Source organism: Ferdinandcohnia jepli (assembly GCF_047246645.1).
GTDB lineage: Bacteria > Bacillota > Bacilli > Bacillales > Bacillaceae_L > Ferdinandcohnia.
The window spans coordinates 1-20,475 of the sequence record NZ_JBFOKR010000026.1 but is presented as its reverse complement, the minus strand read 5'-3'; the positions used below and the strand labels follow the sequence as shown (position 1 = coordinate 20,475).

The following is a 20,475-nucleotide window of genomic DNA, read 5'->3' as shown; positions in this document are numbered from 1 at the left end:
TATATGTCTTATGAAAAAGTACTACAGGCAAAGAAGATAATTATTGGTACAAAGCAAACAGTTAAAGCGATACAATCTTCTAATGTCTTGGAAGTAGTTGTGGCAGAAGATGCTGATCGGCGTGTAATCAACAAAGTATTACAATTAGCCGAAGAACAACAAATTCCAGTACTAAAGGTTGACTCTATGAAAAAGCTTGGAAAAGCTTGTGGAATTGAAGTCGGCGCTTCTACTGTAGCGATTATTAACTAAAAACTGTTTTTGTGGACAATGCTATCTGCAAAAACTTTGTTTTTGTAAAAAAATGAACCACCTGGATATGTGGTCTTAGTGAAAATGAAGGGAGGAAACAAACAATGCCTACTATTAACCAACTAGTTCGTAAGGGTCGTGAATCAAAGATTCAAAAATCTGACTCTCCAGCTTTAAATAAAGGTTATAACAGCTTCAAAAAGTCACAAACTAACGTAAGTTCACCTCAAAAGCGTGGTGTATGTACTCGTGTTGGTACAATGACTCCTAAGAAGCCAAACTCAGCACTTCGTAAGTATGCTCGTGTACGTTTAACAAACGGAATCGAAGTAACTGCTTATATCCCAGGAATTGGACACAACTTACAAGAGCACAGTGTTGTACTAATTCGTGGCGGACGTGTTAAGGACTTACCAGGGGTACGTTATCACATCGTTCGTGGTGCACTTGACACTGCGGGAGTTAACAACCGTATGCAAGGTCGTTCTAAATATGGTACTAAGAGACCAAAAGCACCTAAGAAATAATAAAAACTATTATTATACTATGATCGAAAGGAGGAACTATAATGCCTCGTAAAGGACCTGTAGCTAAGAGAGATGTATTACCAGATCCAATTTATAATTCAAAGCTTGTAACTCGTTTAATCAACAAAATGATGGTTGATGGAAAAAGAGGTAAATCACAAGCGATTTTATATAATGCGTTTGAACTAGTTCAACAACGCTCTGGCAAGGATGCAATGGAAGTGTTTGAACAAGCAATAAAGAACATCATGCCGGTGCTAGAAGTAAGAGCTCGTCGTGTGGGTGGTGCTAACTATCAAGTTCCTGTTGAAGTTCGCCCAGATCGCCGTACAACTCTAGGATTACGTTGGTTAGTAAACTATGCTCGTCTTCGTGGAGAAAAAACGATGGAAGAGCGTTTAGCTAACGAAATTCTTGATGCAGCTAACAATGCTGGTGCATCAGTTAAGAAGCGTGAAGATACACACAAAATGGCAGAAGCAAACAAAGCATTTGCTCACTACCGTTGGTAGAATCTATAAAAGCTCTGTTAAACTAATTTTAGCAGAGCTTCATTTTAAAAAATCATACTTAACATAGGAAAGGAGAAAGACCCAATGGCAAGAGAGTTCTCCTTAGAAAACACTCGTAATATCGGTATCATGGCGCATATCGATGCAGGTAAAACCACAACAACTGAGCGTGTACTTTATTATACTGGTCGTATACATAAGATCGGTGAAACTCATGAAGGTGCATCTCAGATGGACTGGATGGAACAAGAGCAAGAGCGTGGTATCACAATTACATCTGCTGCAACAACAGCACAATGGAAGGGTCACCGCGTTAACATCATCGACACACCAGGACACGTAGACTTCACAGTAGAGGTTGAACGTTCACTTCGTGTTTTAGATGGTGCTGTAGCTGTTCTTGATGCTCAGTCTGGTGTTGAACCACAAACTGAAACAGTTTGGAGACAAGCAACTACTTATGGTGTACCACGTGTTGTATTCGTTAACAAAATGGACAAGATTGGTGCTGACTTCTTATATTCAGTAGGTACTATTCACGACCGTTTACAAGCGAATGCTCACCCTATTCAACTTCCAATTGGTGCTGAAGACCAATTCGAAGGTATTATCGACCTAATTGAAATGAAAGCAACTTTCTATGCTAATGATTTAGGAACTGATATGGAAGATCGTGAAATTCCTGAGGAGTATATGGAACAAGCGACTGAATACCGTGAAAAATTAGTAGAAGCTGCTGCGGATTTAGATGAAGAATTAATGGAAAAGTATCTTGCTGGTGAAGAAATCACAAACGAAGAGCTTAAAGCTGCGATTCGTAAAGGTACTGTAAATGTTGAATTCTATCCTGTAATTTGCGGATCTGCTTTCAAAAATAAAGGTGTTCAAAAAATGTTGGATGCTGTAATTGACTATCTACCATCTCCATTAGATGTACCAGCAATTAAAGGTACTATACCTGATACAGAAGAGGAAGTTGAACGTCATTCAGATGACAATGAACCATTCTCTGCACTAGCATTTAAAGTAATGACTGACCCTTATGTAGGTAAACTTACATTCTTCCGTGTGTACTCTGGTACTCTTAACTCTGGATCATATGTACAAAACTCTACAAAAGGTAAGCGTGAGCGTGTAGGACGTATCTTGCAAATGCACGCAAACAGCCGTGAAGAGATCTCAGTTGTACATGCTGGTGATATCGCTGCTGCTGTAGGTCTAAAGGATACTACAACTGGTGATACATTGTGTGATGAAAAGGATCTAGTAATTCTTGAATCTATGCAATTCCCAGAACCAGTTATTCAGTTATCTGTTGAACCAAAATCAAAAGCAGATCAAGACAAAATGACTACTGCTTTACAAAAGCTTCAAGAAGAAGATCCAACATTCAGAGCACATACAGACCAAGAAACAGGCCAAACGATTATCGCGGGTATGGGTGAACTTCACTTAGATATCTTAGTAGATCGTATGAAGCGTGAATTCAAGGTTGAAGCAAATGTTGGTGCTCCACAGGTTGCATACCGAGAAACATTCCGTTCTTCTGCACAAGTAGAAGGAAAGTTTGCTCGTCAATCAGGTGGACGTGGACAATACGGACACGTTTGGATTGAGTTCTCTCCGAATGAAGAAGGTAAAGGTTTTGAATTTGAGAATGGAATTGTTGGTGGGGTAGTTCCACGTGAATACATCCCTGCTGTACAGGCTGGGCTTGAAGAATCTCTTGATAGAGGTGTTCTTGCTGGTTATCCATTGGTAGATATCAGAGCAAGACTATATGATGGTTCATACCATGATGTAGACTCAAGTGAAATGGCGTTTAAGATCGCCGCTTCTATGGCACTTAAAAACGCTGCATCAAAATGTAACCCTGTTATCCTTGAACCTGTTATGAGAGTGGAAGTTGTTATTCCAGAGGAATACATGGGAGATATCATGGGTGGTATCACATCTCGTCGTGGACGAGTTGAAGGTATGGAAGCGCGCGGAAACGCACAAGTTGTACGCGCAATGGTTCCACTATCTGAAATGTTTGGGTACGCAACTTCATTACGTTCTAATACACAAGGTCGTGGAGTGTTCACAATGCACTTCGATCATTATGAAGAAGTTCCAAAATCAATTTCAGAAGAAATTATCAAAAAAAATAAAGGTGAATAATTGATTTTCATCTTTACTTAAAGTATAACTACTTATGTAGGCCATGAAAGTGAGGCATATCTTATATCTCACTTTCGGGCATATCATACTTAATTTAAATTAAAAATACTTAAGGAGGCTATTCAAATGGGAAAAGAGAAATTTGACCGTTCGAAACCACATGCTAATATTGGTACAATTGGACACGTTGACCATGGTAAAACTACATTAACTGCTGCTATCACTTCTGTTCTTGCAAAAAGATCAGGTAAAGGTGTAGCTATGGCTTATGATCAAATCGATGGTGCTCCTGAAGAAAGAGAGCGTGGAATCACAATCTCTACTGCACACGTTGAGTATGAAACTGATGCTCGTCACTATGCACACGTTGACTGCCCAGGACATGCTGACTATGTTAAAAACATGATCACAGGTGCTGCTCAAATGGACGGAGGAATCTTAGTTGTATCTGCAGCTGACGGTCCAATGCCACAAACTCGTGAGCACATCCTTCTTTCTCGTCAAGTAGGTGTACCTTTCCTTGTTGTATTCATGAACAAGTGTGACATGGTAGATGACGAAGAACTATTAGAATTAGTTGAAATGGAAATTCGTGACCTTCTTTCTGAATATGAATTCCCTGGTGATGACATTCCAGTTATCAAAGGTTCTGCTTTAAGAGCTCTTGAAGGAGACGCTGAGTGGGAAGAAAAAGTTATCGAACTAATGAACGCTGTTGATGAGTATATTCCAAACCCAGTTCGTGAAACTGACAAACCGTTCATGATGCCAGTTGAGGATGTTTTCTCAATCACAGGACGTGGAACAGTTGCTACAGGTCGTGTTGAGCGTGGACAAGTTAAAGTTGGTGAAGTTGTTGAAATCATCGGTTTAACTGAAGAACCAAAAACTACTACTGTAACAGGTGTTGAAATGTTCCGTAAGCTTCTTGATTTCGCTGAAGCTGGAGACAACATTGGTGCATTACTACGTGGTGTTGCTCGTGAAGAAATCCAACGTGGTCAAGTACTTGCGAAACCAGGTACTATCAAACCACACACAAAGTTTAAAGCAGAAGTTTATGTATTATCAAAAGAAGAAGGTGGACGTCATACTCCATTCTTCACAAACTACCGTCCTCAGTTTTACTTCCGTACAACTGATGTAACTGGAATTTGCCAACTTCCAGAAGGTGTAGAAATGGTTATGCCTGGTGACAACATCGAAATGACAGTTGAACTTATTGCTTCAGTTGCGATCGAAGAAGGAACAAAGTTCTCTATTCGTGAAGGTGGACGTACAGTAGGCGCTGGCGTTGTTGCTTCTATTCAAGAATAATAACCAGTCAGACGTTAAACAGGTGGGGTAACCCACCTGTTTTTATGTTTTCTACTATAGAATACTTAAAATATTTAACTAGATAAAAACGCTAACGCTTATAAAGTTTAAATATTATATAGTTGATTGATTGTAGATCTAATAATAGATTTATATTCTCCTTCTTTCTTCTTTATATATATAGAAGGTTTTAAATAACGTACTATTCTCTATGGATTTCATTATTTCCAAAATATAACGCAAGAATTAACGTCGAGTTTAGTTGAAATGCAGCGTAAAGGCTTGTATAATTAAAAAAGTGCGAAAAACATGCATAAAAGAAAGATTTATGTTGCATTTCGTTTTAGTTTTTTATATAATAGACAATGTTGGTCTTTGACTGCGATGATGTGGAAGGTTGCTGATACACCCGGCCGCTTTGCCATGGCGAGTGTAAGGAAATTTCCACGGAGAAGGTCTATTTTAAAAGTAGGCGATAAAGGAGGGAAAATAATGGCAAAACAAAAAATTCGTATTCGTTTAAAAGCATATGATCATAGAATTCTTGATCAATCTGCAGAGAAAATCGTAGAAACTGCAAAACGTTCTGGGGCAGCTGTATCTGGTCCGATCCCACTTCCAACCGAGAAGTCCGTTTATACGATTCTTCGTGCTGTTCACAAGTACAAAGATTCTCGTGAGCAATTCGAAATGCGTACTCATAAACGCTTAATCGATATTGTTAATCCAACACCACAAACTGTTGATTCATTAATGCGTTTGGATTTACCATCTGGTGTCGACATTGAAATTAAACTTTAATCAAATGAAATAAATGCAAATCTTATAGGAGGTGTGACTAATGACCAAAGGAATCTTAGGAAGAAAAATTGGTATGACTCAAGTATTCGTAGGTAACGGTGAACTTGTTCCGGTAACAGTTATTGAAGCTACTCCAAACGTAGTACTTCAAAAGAAATCAGTTGAGACTGATGGATATGAGGCTGTTCAAGTAGGTTTTGAAGATAAGAGAGAAAAGTTATCAAACAAACCTGAAAAAGGTCATGCAGCAAAAGCAAATACTGCACCTAAGCGCTTCGTACGTGAATTACGTGGAGTTAACTTAGATGAGTTTGAAGTTGGTCAAGAAGTCAAAGTTGATGTCTTCGCAGAAGGAGATATCGTAGATGTAACAGGAAAATCAAAAGGTAAAGGGTTCCAAGGTAGCATCAAGCGCCATGGACAATCTCGTGGACCTATGGCTCACGGTTCTCGTTATCACCGTCGTCCTGGTTCAATGGGACCTGTAGCTCCAAACCGCGTATTTAAAAACAAACTTCTACCTGGACGTATGGGTGGAGAGCGTATCACTGTACAGAACTTAGAAATCGTGAAAGTAGATACAGAACGTAATCTTCTTCTAGTAAAAGGTAATGTACCAGGTGCGAGAAAATCACTAATTACTATTAAAACTGCTGTAAAGGCAAAGTAATTTACTAGGAAAGGAGGAAATTTGAATGCCAAAAGTATCATTGTATAACCAAACTGGTTCAACAGTTGGAGAAATCGAACTAAACGATTCTGTATTCGGTATTGAACCTAATAAACAAGTATTATTCGATGCAGTTATCATGCAAAGAGCTTCTTTACGTCAAGGAACTCATAAAACTAAGATCCGTTCTGAAGTTGCTGGCGGAGGTCGTAAACCATGGCGCCAAAAGGGTACTGGCCGTGCTCGTCAAGGTTCTATTCGTTCACCACAATGGCGTGGCGGTGGAACAGTATTTGGTCCAACTCCAAGAAGCTATAGCTATAAATTACCTAAAAAAGTACGCCGTTTAGCAATCAAATCAGCTTTATCTACTAAGGTATTAGAGGAAAATGTTCTAGTATTAGATAATCTAGTATTAGAGGCTCCAAAGACTAAGGAAATGGCTGCGGTATTGAAAGGATTAAACGTAGATCGTAAAGCGTTAATCGTTACTGCTGATTTAAATGAAGCAGTAGAACTTTCAGCTCGTAATCTTCCTGGAGTAACAGTTGTTACTGCAAATGGAGTTAATGTCCTTGATGTTCTTAACCACGATAAGCTAGTGATTACTAAAGCTGCGGTGGAAAAAGTAGAGGAGGTGCTCGCATAATGAAAGATCCTCGTGATATTATTAAGAGCCCTGTTATTACTGAACGTTCATCAGACTTAATGGCTGAAAAGAAGTATACGTTTGAAGTTGATGTGAAATCTAACAAAACTGAAGTTAAAGATGCAATTGAACAAATCTTCGGTGTAAAGGTTGAGAAAGTAAACATCATGAACTACAAAGGTAAGTTCAAACGTGTAGGACGTTATAGTGGATATACAAATCGTCGCAGAAAAGCTATCGTTAAACTAACAGCAGACAGCAAAGAAATCGAATTCTTTGAAGTATAATTCTAATAGAGAAGGAGGGAAATAGAGATGGCGATTAAAAAGTACAAACCAACCTCTAACGGTCGTCGTGGTATGACAACTTCAGATTTTGCTGAAATTACTACAGATAGACCCGAGAAATCATTACTAGCGCCTTTACACAGAAAAGGTGGTCGTAATAACCAAGGTAAATTAACAGTACGTCATCAAGGTGGCGGTCATAAGCGTCAATACCGTGTTATCGACTTCAAACGCGATAAAGATGGTATACCAGGACGCGTTGCTACAATTGAATATGATCCAAACCGTTCAGCAAATATTGCTTTAATAAATTATGCAGATGGAGAAAAGCGTTACATTCTTGCTCCTAAAAACCTACAAGTAGGTATGGAGGTAGTTTCAGGTCCTGAAGCTGACATCAAAGTAGGTAATGCACTACCATTAGTAAACATTCCAGTAGGTACAGTAGTCCACAACATTGAGCTTAAGCCTGGTAAAGGTGGACAATTAGTACGTTCGGCTGGTACATCAGCACAAGTATTAGGTAAAGAAGGTAAATACGTACTAGTACGTTTAACTTCTGGTGAAGTTCGTATGATTCTAGCTACTTGTCGTGCATCTGTAGGTCAAGTTGGTAACGAACAACATGAACTTATCAACATTGGTAAAGCAGGTCGTTCACGTTGGTTAGGTAAACGTCCAACAGTTCGTGGATCTGTTATGAACCCTAATGATCACCCACACGGTGGTGGTGAAGGTAAATCACCAATCGGACGTAAGTCTCCAATGACTCCTTGGGGTAAACCAACTCTTGGATTCAAAACACGTAAGAAAAAGAATAAATCAGATAAATTTATCGTACGTCGTCGTAAAAAATAACGGGATTGTGCTACGGTTCACTGGAACCGTAGGTCAATCACGAAGGGAGGTACACTTATGGGTCGCAGCTTAAAAAAAGGACCTTTTGTAGATGACCATTTAATGAAAAAAGTTGAAGGTTTTAAAGAAGGTGACAAGAAGCAAGTTATCAAGACTTGGTCTCGTCGTTCAACAATCTTCCCTCAATTCATTGGTCATACAATTGCAGTTTATGATGGTCGCAAACACGTACCGGTCTACGTTACTGAAGATATGGTAGGTCACAAACTTGGTGAATTCGCACCAACTCGTACTTACAAAGGCCACGCAAATGACGATAAGAAAACAAGACGTTAATGAGAGGAGGATTATCTATGCAAGCTAAAGCTGTCGCGAGAACAGTTCGTATTGCTCCTCGTAAAGTTCGATTAGTAGCAGATTTAATTCGAGGTAAGCAAGTAGGTGAGGCAATCGCTATCCTACGTCATACACCAAAGGCTGCTTCTCCAATTGTAGAAAAAGTTCTAAATTCTGCGATTGCAAATGCAGAGCACAACTACGAAATGGACGCTAACAATTTGGTTATTACTGAAGCGTATGTTAACGAAGGTCCAACATTAAAGAGATTCCGTCCAAGAGCTATGGGACGTGCTAGCCAAATCAACAAGCGCACTAGCCACATTACAATCGTGGTATCAGAAAAGAAGGAGGGATAAGTAGTGGGTCAAAAAGTTAATCCAATAGGACTGCGTGTAGGGATTATCCGTGATTGGGAGTCTAAATGGTACGCAGGTAAAGACTATGCAGATTTATTACATGAAGACCTTAAAGTTCGTGAGTATATCGCAAAACGTTTAAGTGATGCTTCTGTATCTAAAATAGAAATTGAACGTGCAGCTAACCGTATTAACGTTACTGTTCATACTGCTAAGCCAGGTATGGTAATTGGTAAAGGTGGAACTGAAGTTGAAGCACTTCGTAAAGCACTTAACCAACTAACTGGCAAGCGTGTACACATCAATATCCTTGAAATCAAGAGAGCAGATGTCGACGCTACACTTGTTGCTGAAAACATTGCTCGCCAACTTGAAAATCGTGTATCTTTCCGTCGTGCACAAAAGCAAGCTATCCAACGTGCTATGCGTGCAGGTGCACTTGGTATCAAGACTCAGACATCTGGTCGTCTAGGTGGCGCTGATATCGCTCGTGCAGAACACTACAGTGAAGGAACAGTTCCACTTCATACACTTCGTGCAGATATCGACTATGGTACTGCTGAAGCTGACACAACTTACGGAAAAATCGGTGTGAAAGTATGGATCTATCGTGGAGAAGTCCTTCCAACAAGAAAGAAAACTCAGGAAGGAGGAAAATAATATGTTGTTACCAAAACGTGTTAAGTACCGCAGAGAACACCGTGGAAAAATGCGTGGTCAAGCAAAAGGTGGTACTGAAGTACATTTCGGTGAGTACGGTATCCAAGCTCTAGAAGCTTCATGGATTACAAACCGTCAAATCGAAGCTGCTCGTATCGCTATGACCCGTTATATGAAACGTGGCGGTAAAGTTTGGATTAAGATTTTCCCATCTAAGCCATATACTGCAAAGCCTCTAGAGGTACGTATGGGATCTGGTAAAGGTGCTCCTGAAGGATGGGTAGCAGTTGTGAAACCAGGGAAAGTTCTTTTTGAAATCGCTGGTGTATCAGAAGAGGTTGCTCGTGAAGCATTACGTTTAGCATCTCATAAGCTACCAATCAAAACTAAGTTTGTAAAACGAGAAGAAATTGGTGGTGAATCAAATGAAAGCTAATGAAATCCGTGATCTAACCACTGCAGAAATCGAACAAAAAGTAAAATCATTAAAAGAAGAATTATTTAACCTTCGCTTTCAATTAGCTACTGGCCAACTTGAGAACACTGCACGTATTCGTGAAGTACGTAAATCAATCGCTCGTATGAAAACAGTAGTCCGCGAAAGAGAAATCGGTCGTAAATAATCGATAACCAGAGAGGAGGTCTACTATAGTGAGTGAACGCAATCAACGAAAAGTCTATACTGGACGTGTTGTATCTGACAAAATGGATAAAACGGTCACTGTTCTTGTAGAAACCTATAAGAAGCATTCTCTTTACGGTAAACGCGTAAAGTATTCAAAAAAATTCAAAGCACATGATGAAAACAATGTTGCAAAAATCGGCGATATCGTTAAAATTATGGAGACTCGCCCATTATCCGCTACTAAACGTTTCCGTTTAGTTGAAGTTGTAGAAAAAGCGGTTATTATCTAATTATAAATTGTTCGGATCAATCAAAAATCCGAAGGGAGGTTTCATGAATGATTCAACAAGAAACTCGTTTGAAAGTTGCTGACAACTCTGGTGCTCGTGAAGTACTAACTATTAAAGTATTAGGTGGATCAGGTCGTAAAACAGCAAACATTGGTGATGTTATCGTTTGTACAGTAAAACAAGCAACACCAGGTGGCGTTGTTAAAAAAGGTGATGTAGTAAAGGCAGTTATCGTACGTACGAAGCGTGGCGTTCGTCGTAACGATGGAACTTACATCCGTTTTGATGAAAATGCTTGCGTTATTATCCGTGATGATAAGAGTCCGCGTGGAACTCGTATCTTCGGTCCTGTAGCTCGTGAGTTACGTGATAATAACTTTATGAAAATTGTTTCATTAGCTCCAGAAGTACTATAATCCGAAATTGATTGGCCTTTAAGGAGGTGCGAAATAGATGCATGTAAAAAAAGGTGACAAGGTACAGGTGATTTCCGGTAAGGATAAAGGCAAAACAGGTGTAATCCTAGAAAGCTTCCCAAAGAAAGATCGTGTTCTTGTAGAAGGCGTTAATATCGTTAAAAAGCACTCAAAACCGTCTCAAGCGAACCCACAAGGTGGAATCGTTAGCCAAGAGGCACCTATTCATGTATCAAATGTAATGCCATTAGATCCTAAATCTGGTACTCCAACACGTGTTGGATACAAAGAAGTTAATGGCAAAAAGGTACGTGTATCAAAAAAATCTGGTGAATTATTAGATAAATAGTAGAGAAGAAAGGAGGTACTTACATGAACCGCCTAAAAGATAAATTTCAAAAAGAGATTACACCTGCTCTAATGAGCAAGTTTAATTATAAGTCTGTAATGCAGGTTCCTAAACTTGAAAAGATCGTTATCAACATGGGTGTTGGTGACGCTGTACAAAACTCTAAAGCATTAGACAATGCTGTTGAAGAATTAGCTGCTATCACTGGTCAAAAGCCAGTTGTAACTAGAGCTAAGAAATCAATCGCTGGTTTCCGTCTACGTGAAGGTATGCCAATCGGTGCAAAAGTTACACTACGTGGTGAGCGTATGTACGAATTCTTAGACAAATTAGTATCTATCTCACTTCCACGTGTACGTGACTTCCGTGGTATTTCTAAAAAGTCATTTGACGGCCGCGGTAACTACACTCTAGGTGTAAAAGAACAATTAATTTTCCCTGAAATTGATTACGATAAAGTAAGTAAAGTACGTGGTATGGATATCGTTATCGTAACTACTGCAAATACTGACGAAGAAGCTCGTGAGTTATTAACAGCATTCGGAATGCCGTTCCAAAAGTAAAGGAGGCGAAAACGTGGCTAAAAAATCAATGATTGCGAAACAAAAACGCACACAAAAATATAAAGTGCAAGAGTATACTCGTTGCGAGCGTTGTGGTCGTCCACACTCTGTACTTCGTAAATTTAAATTATGCCGTATTTGTTTCCGTGAACTAGCTTATAAGGGTCAAATTCCTGGTGTAAAAAAAGCAAGTTGGTAAACCCCGAATTGGGAAGGAGGTAAAAATACTATGGTGATGACAGATCCAATTGCAGATATGCTTACTCGCATCCGTAATGCGAACATGGTTCGTCATGAAAAACTTGAAATCCCTGCATCAAAAATCAAAAGGGACATCGCTGAAATCTTAAAGCGTGAAGGTTTTGTTCGTGACGTTGAATATATTGAGGACGATAAACAAGGTATTATCCGTATCTTCTTAAAGTACGGAGCAAACAATGAACGCGTAATTACTGGCCTAAAGCGTATTTCTAAGCCTGGTTTACGTGTATATGCAAAATCTGATGAAGTACCACGTGTGTTAAACGGTCTAGGAATCGCGATCGTTTCAACTTCACAAGGTGTATTAACTGATAAAGAAGCTCGTCAAAAGCAAGCTGGCGGAGAAGTATTAGCTTACGTTTGGTAATTGCTTGAAAAGAATGGAGGTGTAGTACATGTCACGTGTTGGTAAAAAACCACTAGAAATACCATCTGGTGTTACTGTTACTTTCAATGGTAATACTGTTACTGTAAAAGGACCGAAAGGCGAATTAACTCGTACTTTCCATCCTGATATCCAAATTAACGTTGAAGAGAACGTAATTAACGTTGCTCGTCCAACTGACAATAAAGAACACCGTGCTCTTCATGGCACAACACGCAGTATCTTAGGAAACATGGTTGAAGGAGTACACAAAGGTTATGAAAGAGGATTAGAGCTAATCGGGGTCGGTTACCGTGCTCAAAAATCTGGTAATAAACTTGTATTAAACGTTGGTTACTCTCACCCAGTAGAAATCGTTCCTGAAGCTGGAATCGAAATCGATGTTCCTTCTAACACAAAGATCATTGTAAAAGGTATCGATAAAGAACGTGTTGGCGCTATTGCTGCTGATATTCGTGGTGTACGTCCGCCTGAGCCTTATAAAGGAAAAGGTATTCGCTACGAAGGTGAATTTGTTCGTCGTAAAGAAGGTAAAACTGCGAAGTAAGCCTTTTAGGTAAAAGAAAGGAGAGACGTAAATGATTACGAAACAGGATAAAAATGCAGTTCGTAAGAAAAGACATACTCGTGTTCGCTCTCGTGTAGCTGGAACTGCTACTCGTCCTCGCTTAAATGTGTTTCGTTCAAACAAACATATTTATGCTCAATTAATCGATGATGTAAATTCAGTTACAATCGCAAGTGCTTCTACTTTAGATAAAGAACTTACTGTTGAAGGTTCTAGTAATGTAGATGCAGCACAAAAAGTTGGCGAACTAGTTGCTAAGCGTGGAATTGAAAAAGGTATCAAAGAGGTTGTTTTCGACCGCGGAGGTTACCTATATCACGGACGTGTAAAAGCTCTAGCAGATGCTGCTCGTGAAGCTGGATTAGAATTTTAGTAAAAAAGGAGGGACATAGAGATGCGTCGCATTGATCCAAATAAATTAGAACTTGAAGAACGCGTAGTAACCGTTAACCGCGTTGCTAAGGTTGTTAAAGGTGGACGTCGCTTCCGCTTTGCTGCATTAGTAGTAGTTGGTGATAAAAACGGGAATGTTGGATTTGGAACTGGTAAAGCACAAGAAGTTCCAGATGCAATTCGTAAAGCAATCGAAGATGCTAAAAAGAACCTTATTTCTGTACCAAGAGTTGGAACATCTATTCCTCACCAAGTAATCGGTCGTTTTGGTGCTGGTGAAGTATTACTTAAGCCTGCATCTGAAGGTACCGGAGTTATCGCAGGTGGACCTGTTCGTGCGGTACTTGAATTAGCAGGTGTTGGTGATATACTTTCTAAGTCACTTGGAACTAACACTCCAGTGAATATGATCCGTGCTACAATTGACGGACTTACTCAATTAAAGCGTGCTGAAGAAGTAGCTAAGTTACGTGGTAAATCAGTAGAAGAACTGTTAGGATAGGAGGGAAACTAAATGTCAAACAAATTAGAAATCACCCTCACTCGCAGTGTAATTGGACGCCCTGAAGACCAACGTGTAACTGTTCGTACTCTTGGATTAAAAAAATTACATCAAACTGTTGTTCATGATGATAATGCTGCGATCCGCGGTATGATTAATAAAGTTGCTCATCTAGTTACAGTTAAAGAACAATAATTGAATTTTTTCTGAAATAAGGAGGTGCCCAAATGAAACTTCATGAATTAAAACCAGCTGAAGGCTCCCGTAAAACACGTAACCGTGTAGGTCGTGGAACTGGATCAGGTAATGGTAAAACTTCTGGTAAAGGTCATAAAGGTCAAAAAGCACGTTCAGGTGGCGGTGTTCGTCCAGGATTTGAGGGTGGTCAAACTCCATTATTCCAACGTCTACCTAAGCGTGGTTTCACAAACATCAGCCGTAAGGACTATGCAATTGTGAACCTTGAGACACTAAACCGTTTTGAAGATGGAACAGAAGTAACACCTGAACTATTAATCGAAACTGGTGTTGTAAGTAAACTTAATGCTGGTATTAAGATTCTTGGTAAAGGATCTTTAGACAAAAAGCTAACAGTTAGAGCTCACAAATTCTCCTCAACTGCTCAAGAAGCGATCGAAGCTGCTGGCGGAAAAACTGAGGTGATTTAATGTTTCAGACAATCTCCAATTTTATGCGCGTTGGTGATATAAGAAACAAAATTATATTCACCCTACTTATGTTAGTAGTATTTCGAATCGGCACCTTTATTCCAGTTCCAAATGTAAATGCTGACGTATTACAAGCAAGTGATAACTCAGCATTTGGTCTACTTAATACATTTGGTGGTGGGGCGTTGTTTAACTTCTCAATCCTTGCAATGGGAATTATGCCATACATTACGGCATCCATTATCATTCAGTTGTTACAGATGGACGTAGTTCCTAAGTTTACTGAATGGAGTAAGCAAGGAGATGTTGGACGACGTAAATTAGCACAATTTACCCGCTATGGAACAATCGTACTTGGTTTTATTCAAGCTTTAGGTATGTCATACGGTTTTAATAATATGGCAAATGGTATGTTAATTGAAAATCCGGGCATTGGAACTTATCTTCTAATTGCTACTGTTCTTACTGCAGGAACTGCTTTCCTATTATGGTTAGGTGAACAAATCACTGCTAAGGGCGTAGGTAACGGTATTTCAATCATCATCTTCGCCGGTATTGTTGCTGGAATCCCTACTGCTATTAATCAATACTATGTACAACAGTTTGAAGATGCTGGAGATCAATTGTTCTTAAGTATCATCACTGCTGTCATTCTGCTAATTGCAATCATTGCTGTTGTAGTGGGTGTAATATTCGTACAACAAGCTTTACGTAAAATTCCAATTCAATATGCTAAGCGGTTAGTTGCAAATAGTCCTGTTGGTGGACATTCAACTCATTTACCGTTAAAAGTAAATGCTGCTGGTGTTATTCCTGTAATTTTTGCAGTGTCATTCGTTATCACTCCACCGACGATTGCTTCATTCTTCGGACCAAATGACGTGACTAACTGGATAACAAAGTATTTTGATTATACTCAACCTGTTGGGATGATCATTTACGTTGCATTAATTATTGCTTTCACTTATTTCTACACATTTGTTCAAGTTAATCCTGAACAAATGGCAGAAAACTTGAAAAAGCAAGGTGGCTATGTCCCGGGAATTCGTCCAGGAAAGAATACGCAAGAATATGTAACAAAAATTCTGTATCGATTAACTTTTGTTGGTTCTATTTTCTTAGCAGCTATTTCTGTTCTTCCTGTATTCTTTATAAAATTTGCGAATTTACCGCAATCCGCACAAATTGGTGGAACTAGCTTGCTAATCGTTATCGGGGTTGCACTTGAAACGATGAAGCAGCTTGAAAGTCAGCTTGTAAAACGTCATTATAAAGGATTTATCAAATAGGGTACTGGGAATATGAATTCCCAGATCCTACAGATAAGAGGCTGAGGGGGTAAATTCACTTGAACCTAGTATTAATGGGGCTTCCGGGTGCTGGAAAAGGTACTCAAGCCGAAAAAATCGTAGAAAAGTATAACATCCCTCATATCTCTACAGGGGATATGTTCCGCGCTGCAATCAAGGATGGAACAGAACTAGGGTTGAAAGCAAAATCTTTTATGGATAAAGGTGAGCTGGTACCTGATGAAGTTACGATAGGAATTGTTCGCGATCGATTAAGTAAGGATGATTGTAAAAAAGGATTTTTACTTGATGGTTTTCCACGAACTGTACCACAAGCTGAAGCACTTGAGGCTATGCTTACAGAACTCGATAAGTTAATTGACTATGTAATTAATATTGATGTAAATCAAGAAATATTACTTGAAAGATTAACTGGACGTCGTATTTGTAAGTCTTGTGGTTCAACTTATCACCTAGTATTTAATCCTCCTCGTGAAGAGAATACTTGTGATAAATGTGGAGGCGAGTTATACCAACGTGCTGATGATAATGCAGAAACAGTTGGAACACGCCTATCAGTAAATATCGAACAGTCTAAGCCGCTTCTTGACTTTTATGAAGAAAAGGGCTATCTTCGCAATATCGATGGACAACAAGAAATCAACAAAGTTTTTGCTGATATCGACAAGCTACTTGGGGGATTAATTTAATGATTATCTGCAAGACTCCGCGTGAGATTGAGATTATGCGCGAGGCTGGTAAAATCGTTGCATTAACGCACCAAGAGTTAAAGAAATATATCGCTCCAGGAATCACAACAAGAGAACTGGATGCAATTGCTGAAAAGTTTATTCGTGGATTTGATGCAATTCCTTCTTTTAAAGGGTATAATGGTTTTCGCGGTAGTATCTGTGCTTCAGTTAATGAAGAGTTAGTTCATGGGATTCCAGGTGATCGCGTACTAGCAGATGGAGATATTATTAGTATCGATATTGGTGCGAAATACAATGGTTACCATGGTGATTCAGCTTGGACGTATCCAGTTGGTACAATTACTACTGAAAATCAAAAACTTCTCGATGTAACTGAGGAATCTCTTTATAGAGGATTAAAAGAAGCGAAGCCTGGTGAGCGTCTATCTAATATTTCTCATGCGATTCAAGTCTATGTTGAAGCTAACAATTTTTCGATTGTTCGAGAGTATGTTGGTCATGGTGTAGGGCAAGAATTACATGAGGATCCACAAATTCCACATTATGGTCCACCTAATAAGGGACCACGTTTAAAACCAGGAATGGTACTTGCCGTTGAACCGATGGTAAATGCAGGTAGTCGATACGTGAAGACGTTAGCAGATAACTGGACTGTTGTAACAGTCGATGGCAAAACGTGTGCGCATTTTGAACATACGATTGCTATTACAGAAACAGGGTATGAGATCTTAACAAAAATGTAAGAGACGAACCCTACTAATTAAAATAACATTCATCAAATTTTTGATTACGTATCTCCGGAAGTTCAGAGCAGTATTAAATAAAACTGGTCTTATGACAGGCGTAAACATATGTTTGTGTACGTGTTTGTCAATGAGCAAGTTACTGATTTGAAGAAGGGAGAACATTCCAATGGCGAAAGACGATGTAATTGAAGTTGAAGGTACTGTGGCTGAAACATTACCGAATGCAATGTTTAAAGTTGAATTAGAGAATGGTCATACTGTTTTGGCCCATGTTTCTGGTAAAATTCGCATGCACTTTATCCGTATTTTACCTGGAGACAAAGTTACGGTTGAATTATCACCATATGACTTGACTCGCGGTAGAATTACGTACCGTTTTAAATAAATGCGCTCCGTACTATCAAGGAGGTTTGAAAAATGAAAGTGAGACCATCTGTTAAACCTATCTGCGAAAAATGTAAAGTTATTCGCCGAAAAGGAAAAGTTATGGTTATTTGTGAAAACCCTAAGCATAAACAAAAACAAGGTTAATCTACAAGGAGGTGTACGTCTAAATGGCACGTATTGCTGGTGTTGATATTCCGCGTGAAAAACGCGTAGTAATATCATTAACATATATTTTTGGAATCGGACGTCCAACTGCAGAAAAAATCCTAGCTGAGGCTGGTGTTTCTGAAGATACTCGTGTTCGTGATCTTACAGAAGATGAATTAGGTAAGATTCGTGATATCGTTGACCGTTATAAAGTTGAAGGTGACCTTCGTCGTGAAGTATCACTAAACATTAAACGTCTAATTGAAATTGGTTCATACCGTGGACTTCGTCATCGTCGCGGATTACCAGTTAGAGGACAAAACACTAAGAACAACGCTCGTACACGTAAAGGACCTCGTCGTACTGTAGCAAACAAGAAAAAATAAGATAAGCAAGGGAGGTAAATCATAAATGGCACGTAAAACGAATACTCGTAAACGCCGTGTAAAAAAGAATATTGAATCTGGTGTAGCTCACATCCGTTCAACATTCAATAACACTATTGTTACAATTACTGATACACACGGTAATGCTATTTCATGGTCAAGCGCTGGTGCATTAGGTTTTAGAGGTTCACGTAAATCTACACCATTCGCTGCTCAAATGGCTGCAGAGACAGCTGCTAAGGTATCAATGGAACATGGTATGAGAACTCTTGAAGTAACTGTAAAAGGACCTGGTGCAGGTCGTGAAGCTGCAATTCGTGCACTTCAAGCTGCTGGTCTAGAAGTTACAGCTATTAAAGACGTTACTCCAGTACCACATAACGGATGTCGTCCACCAAAACGTCGCCGTGTATAATTTTATTCAGTAAGATAATTCATTTTTAAGGCTATTGGGATAAAACACTACAGGTAAAAGTTTACTCCTTCATTTGATGGGTGCCTCAGATTTTAAAGAATGCTAGCGAGCATAATGATCAAAATCTGAAAGCAAATACGCCAACGCGTATTTAAACTTTTTCTGTATAGATTTTTTTTTCATGGCTATAATGGATTAATGGGTTTTGATAAACTTTTTTACAGTGTAAGAAAGTATCAATGCTTTCTTATCTTATAAGTGTAACAACGGCGTTTGTTGGCACTTGCTTGCTTAACGCCATGTTTTCTTTATAAGTTCTTACAGAATAATAATCGAGTTGTTGTGCACAGATAGGGAACTTAACTTTTGGGAATTTCGGTTAGACGTGTCAAATAGAATTGTCTAGCCGGGGTTTCGACGTTTTGAAGGAGGGTTTATAAATGATCGAAATTGAAAAACCAAAAATCGAAACGGTTGAAATCAGCGAAGATGCCAAATACGGTAAATTCGTCGTCGAGCCACTTGAGCGTGGATATGGAACTACTTTGGGTAACTCCTTACGTCGTATCCTATTATCTTCTCTCCCTGGTGCCGCTGTAACGTCTATCCAAATAGATGGTGTACTGCATGAGTTCTCAACAATCGAAGGCGTCGTCGAGGATGTAACATCTATTATCTTAAATGTGAAGAAATTAGCTCTCAAAATCTACTCTGATGAAGAGAAGACGTTAGAGATTGATGTACAAGGAGAAGGACCAGTAAGAGCTTCAGACATTACTCATGACAGCGATGTTGAAATTCTAAACCCTGACCTTCATATTGCTACACTTGCTAAAGATTCACATTTTCGTGTGAGATTAACTGCAAAGCGCGGACGAGGATATACTCCAGCTGATGCGAACAAGCGTGAGGATCGGCCTATTGGAGTAATCCCGATTGATTCAATCTATACGCCTGTTGCACGTGTTAACTATCAAATTGAAACTACACGTGTAGGACAAGTCGCGAACTTTGACAAACTGACTCTTGATGTCTGGACAGACGGCAGTACTGGTCCAAAAGAAGCGATTGCACTAGGTGCGAAAATCCTTACAGAACATTTAAATATTTTTGTAGGATTAACTGATGAAGCGCAAAATGCAGAAATTATGGTCGAAAAGGAAGAGGATCAAAAAGAGAAAGTCCTCGAGATGACAATTGAAGAATTGGATCTCTCTGTTCGTTCATATAACTGCTTAAAGAGAGCTGGTATCAACACAGTTCAAGAGCTTGCTCATAAGACAGAAGAAGACATGATGAAGGTTCGTAATCTAGGTCGTAAATCTTTAGAAGAAGTAAAGGCTAAGTTAGAAGAGCTTGGTTTAGGCTTACGTAAGGATGACTGATTAGTTTCGCATCATGCTAAATAGGTATCTTCCTACTACATGTTCAGTCATCGTCGTTACAAGAGCCTAGTTATCTAATGCTTGTCTTTCATAATAATTCAACAAAGGAGGGAATACCTCATGTCATATCAAAAATTAGGACGTACAAGCGCACAACGTAAAGCGTTACTACGTGACCTTACAACTGATTTAATCATCAACGAGCGTATCGAGACAACTGAAGCTCGCGCGAAGGAATTAAAGTCTGTTGTAGAGAAAATGATTACATTAGGTAAGCGTGGAGATTTACATGCTCGTCGTCAAGCTGCTTCTTACATCCGTAATGAAGTTGCTAATGAAGAGTCTGGTCAAGATGCGCTTCAAAAACTATTTAGTGATATCGCTACTCGTTATGAGGATCGTCAAGGTGGATACACTCGTATCATGAAACTTGGACCTCGTCGTGGTGACGGTGCACCAATGGTAGTTATTGAATTAGTTTAATAACAATATCTAAATTAAGGGCGAGACAGTTTTTTAGGTTCTATAATATTTGTTGGGGTTCCTACACAATTAAAGGCATAAAAAATGCACGACATCAGCCAGTCTTTTATACT

Annotated in this window: 35 protein-coding genes; all 35 read left to right on the top strand. The window is 39.2% G+C overall.

Annotated elements, in window-relative coordinates; translation table 11 throughout:
- The first annotated feature begins 3 nt into the window (after positions 1-3).
- The 35 genes from AB3M96_RS21535 (at position 4) to rplQ (ending at position 20,362) form a co-directional block, all read left to right on the top strand.
- The gene (locus AB3M96_RS21535; RefSeq protein ID WP_412969665.1) at positions 4-252 is read left to right on the top strand and encodes a 50S ribosomal protein L7ae-like protein; all 249 of its coding nucleotides are present in this window, start codon (positions 4-6) and stop codon (positions 250-252) included.
- A gap of 104 nt (positions 253-356) precedes the next feature.
- Positions 357-779: a 30S ribosomal protein S12 gene (gene rpsL / locus AB3M96_RS21530; RefSeq protein WP_412969664.1), complete on the top strand. Its 423-nt coding sequence runs from the start codon at positions 357-359 to the stop codon at positions 777-779.
- A gap of 41 nt (positions 780-820) precedes the next feature.
- Positions 821-1,291 carry a 30S ribosomal protein S7 gene (gene rpsG / locus AB3M96_RS21525; RefSeq protein ID WP_412969663.1) on the top strand — a complete coding sequence of 157 codons (471 nt, stop codon included), beginning with the start codon at positions 821-823 and terminating at the stop codon, positions 1,289-1,291.
- Between the two features lie 84 nt (positions 1,292-1,375).
- The gene (gene fusA / locus AB3M96_RS21520) at positions 1,376-3,454 is read left to right on the top strand and encodes an elongation factor G (protein ID WP_412969662.1); all 2,079 of its coding nucleotides are present in this window, start codon (positions 1,376-1,378) and stop codon (positions 3,452-3,454) included.
- 126 nt (positions 3,455-3,580) lie between these two features.
- A complete protein-coding gene (gene tuf / locus AB3M96_RS21515; RefSeq protein ID WP_412969661.1) occupies positions 3,581-4,771 on the top strand; it encodes an elongation factor Tu in 1,191 nt (396 codons plus the stop codon).
- A 492-nt stretch (positions 4,772-5,263) separates the two neighbouring features.
- Entirely contained in the window at positions 5,264-5,572 is a 309-nt protein-coding gene (rpsJ, locus tag AB3M96_RS21510; protein WP_003354783.1) for a 30S ribosomal protein S10, read from the top strand.
- Positions 5,573-5,612: 40 nt separating this feature from the next.
- The gene (gene rplC / locus AB3M96_RS21505) at positions 5,613-6,242 is read left to right on the top strand and encodes a 50S ribosomal protein L3 (protein WP_412969660.1); all 630 of its coding nucleotides are present in this window, start codon (positions 5,613-5,615) and stop codon (positions 6,240-6,242) included.
- A 25-nt stretch (positions 6,243-6,267) separates the two neighbouring features.
- On the top strand, positions 6,268-6,891 hold the full coding sequence (rplD, locus tag AB3M96_RS21500; protein WP_412969659.1) for a 50S ribosomal protein L4: 624 nt from the start codon (positions 6,268-6,270) through the stop codon (positions 6,889-6,891).
- Entirely contained in the window at positions 6,891-7,178 is a 288-nt protein-coding gene (gene rplW, locus AB3M96_RS21495) for a 50S ribosomal protein L23 (protein ID WP_010285048.1), read from the top strand. The genes rplD and rplW overlap by 1 nt, the downstream gene beginning before the upstream one ends.
- A gap of 27 nt (positions 7,179-7,205) precedes the next feature.
- Complete coding sequence (rplB, locus tag AB3M96_RS21490) at positions 7,206-8,036, top strand: 50S ribosomal protein L2 (protein WP_412969658.1); 831 nt, start codon at positions 7,206-7,208, stop codon at positions 8,034-8,036.
- A gap of 57 nt (positions 8,037-8,093) precedes the next feature.
- Positions 8,094-8,372 carry a 30S ribosomal protein S19 gene (rpsS, locus tag AB3M96_RS21485; protein ID WP_412969657.1) on the top strand — a complete coding sequence of 93 codons (279 nt, stop codon included), beginning with the start codon at positions 8,094-8,096 and terminating at the stop codon, positions 8,370-8,372.
- A gap of 17 nt (positions 8,373-8,389) precedes the next feature.
- Positions 8,390-8,731 (top strand): 50S ribosomal protein L22, encoded by a 342-nt coding sequence (gene rplV / locus AB3M96_RS21480; RefSeq protein WP_116354137.1) that lies wholly within the window; start codon positions 8,390-8,392, stop codon positions 8,729-8,731.
- 3 nt (positions 8,732-8,734) lie between these two features.
- On the top strand, positions 8,735-9,391 hold the full coding sequence (gene rpsC, locus AB3M96_RS21475) for a 30S ribosomal protein S3 (protein ID WP_412969656.1): 657 nt from the start codon (positions 8,735-8,737) through the stop codon (positions 9,389-9,391).
- Position 9,392: 1 nt separating this feature from the next.
- The gene (gene rplP, locus AB3M96_RS21470) at positions 9,393-9,827 is read left to right on the top strand and encodes a 50S ribosomal protein L16 (RefSeq protein WP_412969655.1); all 435 of its coding nucleotides are present in this window, start codon (positions 9,393-9,395) and stop codon (positions 9,825-9,827) included.
- Positions 9,817-10,014: a 50S ribosomal protein L29 gene (gene rpmC / locus AB3M96_RS21465; RefSeq protein WP_010285065.1), complete on the top strand. Its 198-nt coding sequence runs from the start codon at positions 9,817-9,819 to the stop codon at positions 10,012-10,014. The genes rplP and rpmC overlap by 11 nt, the downstream gene beginning before the upstream one ends.
- Before the next feature lie 28 nt (positions 10,015-10,042).
- On the top strand, positions 10,043-10,306 hold the full coding sequence (rpsQ, locus tag AB3M96_RS21460) for a 30S ribosomal protein S17 (protein WP_412969654.1): 264 nt from the start codon (positions 10,043-10,045) through the stop codon (positions 10,304-10,306).
- Positions 10,307-10,353: 47 nt separating this feature from the next.
- Positions 10,354-10,722, top strand: coding sequence for a 50S ribosomal protein L14 (rplN, locus tag AB3M96_RS21455; protein ID WP_412969653.1), 369 nt, complete (start codon positions 10,354-10,356; stop codon positions 10,720-10,722).
- A 37-nt stretch (positions 10,723-10,759) separates the two neighbouring features.
- Positions 10,760-11,071, top strand: coding sequence for a 50S ribosomal protein L24 (gene rplX / locus AB3M96_RS21450; RefSeq protein WP_412969652.1), 312 nt, complete (start codon positions 10,760-10,762; stop codon positions 11,069-11,071).
- 23 nt (positions 11,072-11,094) lie between these two features.
- Positions 11,095-11,634, top strand: a complete 540-nt coding sequence (rplE, locus tag AB3M96_RS21445) for a 50S ribosomal protein L5 (RefSeq protein ID WP_412969651.1) — start codon at positions 11,095-11,097, stop codon at positions 11,632-11,634.
- Positions 11,635-11,647: 13 nt separating this feature from the next.
- Positions 11,648-11,833, top strand: a complete 186-nt coding sequence (locus AB3M96_RS21440) for a type Z 30S ribosomal protein S14 (RefSeq protein WP_066159591.1) — start codon at positions 11,648-11,650, stop codon at positions 11,831-11,833.
- A 30-nt stretch (positions 11,834-11,863) separates the two neighbouring features.
- A complete protein-coding gene (gene rpsH, locus AB3M96_RS21435; protein WP_412969650.1) occupies positions 11,864-12,262 on the top strand; it encodes a 30S ribosomal protein S8 in 399 nt (132 codons plus the stop codon).
- A gap of 28 nt (positions 12,263-12,290) precedes the next feature.
- Entirely contained in the window at positions 12,291-12,827 is a 537-nt protein-coding gene (rplF, locus tag AB3M96_RS21430) for a 50S ribosomal protein L6 (protein ID WP_412969649.1), read from the top strand.
- Between the two features lie 31 nt (positions 12,828-12,858).
- Positions 12,859-13,221, top strand: a complete 363-nt coding sequence (gene rplR, locus AB3M96_RS21425) for a 50S ribosomal protein L18 (RefSeq protein ID WP_412969648.1) — start codon at positions 12,859-12,861, stop codon at positions 13,219-13,221.
- 21 nt (positions 13,222-13,242) lie between these two features.
- Positions 13,243-13,743: a 30S ribosomal protein S5 gene (gene rpsE / locus AB3M96_RS21420; protein ID WP_412969647.1), complete on the top strand. Its 501-nt coding sequence runs from the start codon at positions 13,243-13,245 to the stop codon at positions 13,741-13,743.
- Between the two features lie 12 nt (positions 13,744-13,755).
- Positions 13,756-13,938 (top strand): 50S ribosomal protein L30, encoded by a 183-nt coding sequence (gene rpmD, locus AB3M96_RS21415; protein WP_099364828.1) that lies wholly within the window; start codon positions 13,756-13,758, stop codon positions 13,936-13,938.
- A gap of 32 nt (positions 13,939-13,970) precedes the next feature.
- Positions 13,971-14,411: a 50S ribosomal protein L15 gene (gene rplO / locus AB3M96_RS21410; protein ID WP_412969646.1), complete on the top strand. Its 441-nt coding sequence runs from the start codon at positions 13,971-13,973 to the stop codon at positions 14,409-14,411.
- On the top strand, positions 14,411-15,700 hold the full coding sequence (gene secY / locus AB3M96_RS21405; RefSeq protein ID WP_412969645.1) for a preprotein translocase subunit SecY: 1,290 nt from the start codon (positions 14,411-14,413) through the stop codon (positions 15,698-15,700). The genes rplO and secY overlap by 1 nt, the downstream gene beginning before the upstream one ends.
- A gap of 59 nt (positions 15,701-15,759) precedes the next feature.
- On the top strand, positions 15,760-16,410 hold the full coding sequence (locus AB3M96_RS21400) for an adenylate kinase (protein WP_412969644.1): 651 nt from the start codon (positions 15,760-15,762) through the stop codon (positions 16,408-16,410).
- Positions 16,410-17,156, top strand: a complete 747-nt coding sequence (gene map / locus AB3M96_RS21395; RefSeq protein ID WP_412969643.1) for a type I methionyl aminopeptidase — start codon at positions 16,410-16,412, stop codon at positions 17,154-17,156. Before AB3M96_RS21400 ends, map begins: the two co-directional genes overlap by 1 nt.
- A gap of 169 nt (positions 17,157-17,325) precedes the next feature.
- The gene (infA, locus tag AB3M96_RS21390) at positions 17,326-17,544 is read left to right on the top strand and encodes a translation initiation factor IF-1 (RefSeq protein ID WP_010285101.1); all 219 of its coding nucleotides are present in this window, start codon (positions 17,326-17,328) and stop codon (positions 17,542-17,544) included.
- Positions 17,545-17,576: 32 nt separating this feature from the next.
- Positions 17,577-17,690, top strand: coding sequence for a 50S ribosomal protein L36 (rpmJ, locus tag AB3M96_RS21385; protein WP_003156543.1), 114 nt, complete (start codon positions 17,577-17,579; stop codon positions 17,688-17,690).
- Between the two features lie 23 nt (positions 17,691-17,713).
- Entirely contained in the window at positions 17,714-18,079 is a 366-nt protein-coding gene (rpsM, locus tag AB3M96_RS21380) for a 30S ribosomal protein S13 (protein WP_412969642.1), read from the top strand.
- A gap of 25 nt (positions 18,080-18,104) precedes the next feature.
- The gene (rpsK, locus tag AB3M96_RS21375; protein WP_412969641.1) at positions 18,105-18,494 is read left to right on the top strand and encodes a 30S ribosomal protein S11; all 390 of its coding nucleotides are present in this window, start codon (positions 18,105-18,107) and stop codon (positions 18,492-18,494) included.
- Positions 18,495-18,934: 440 nt separating this feature from the next.
- On the top strand, positions 18,935-19,879 hold the full coding sequence (locus AB3M96_RS21370; protein ID WP_412969640.1) for a DNA-directed RNA polymerase subunit alpha: 945 nt from the start codon (positions 18,935-18,937) through the stop codon (positions 19,877-19,879).
- 120 nt (positions 19,880-19,999) lie between these two features.
- A complete protein-coding gene (gene rplQ / locus AB3M96_RS21365) occupies positions 20,000-20,362 on the top strand; it encodes a 50S ribosomal protein L17 (protein WP_412969639.1) in 363 nt (120 codons plus the stop codon).
- Positions 20,363-20,475: the final 113 nt, after the last annotated feature.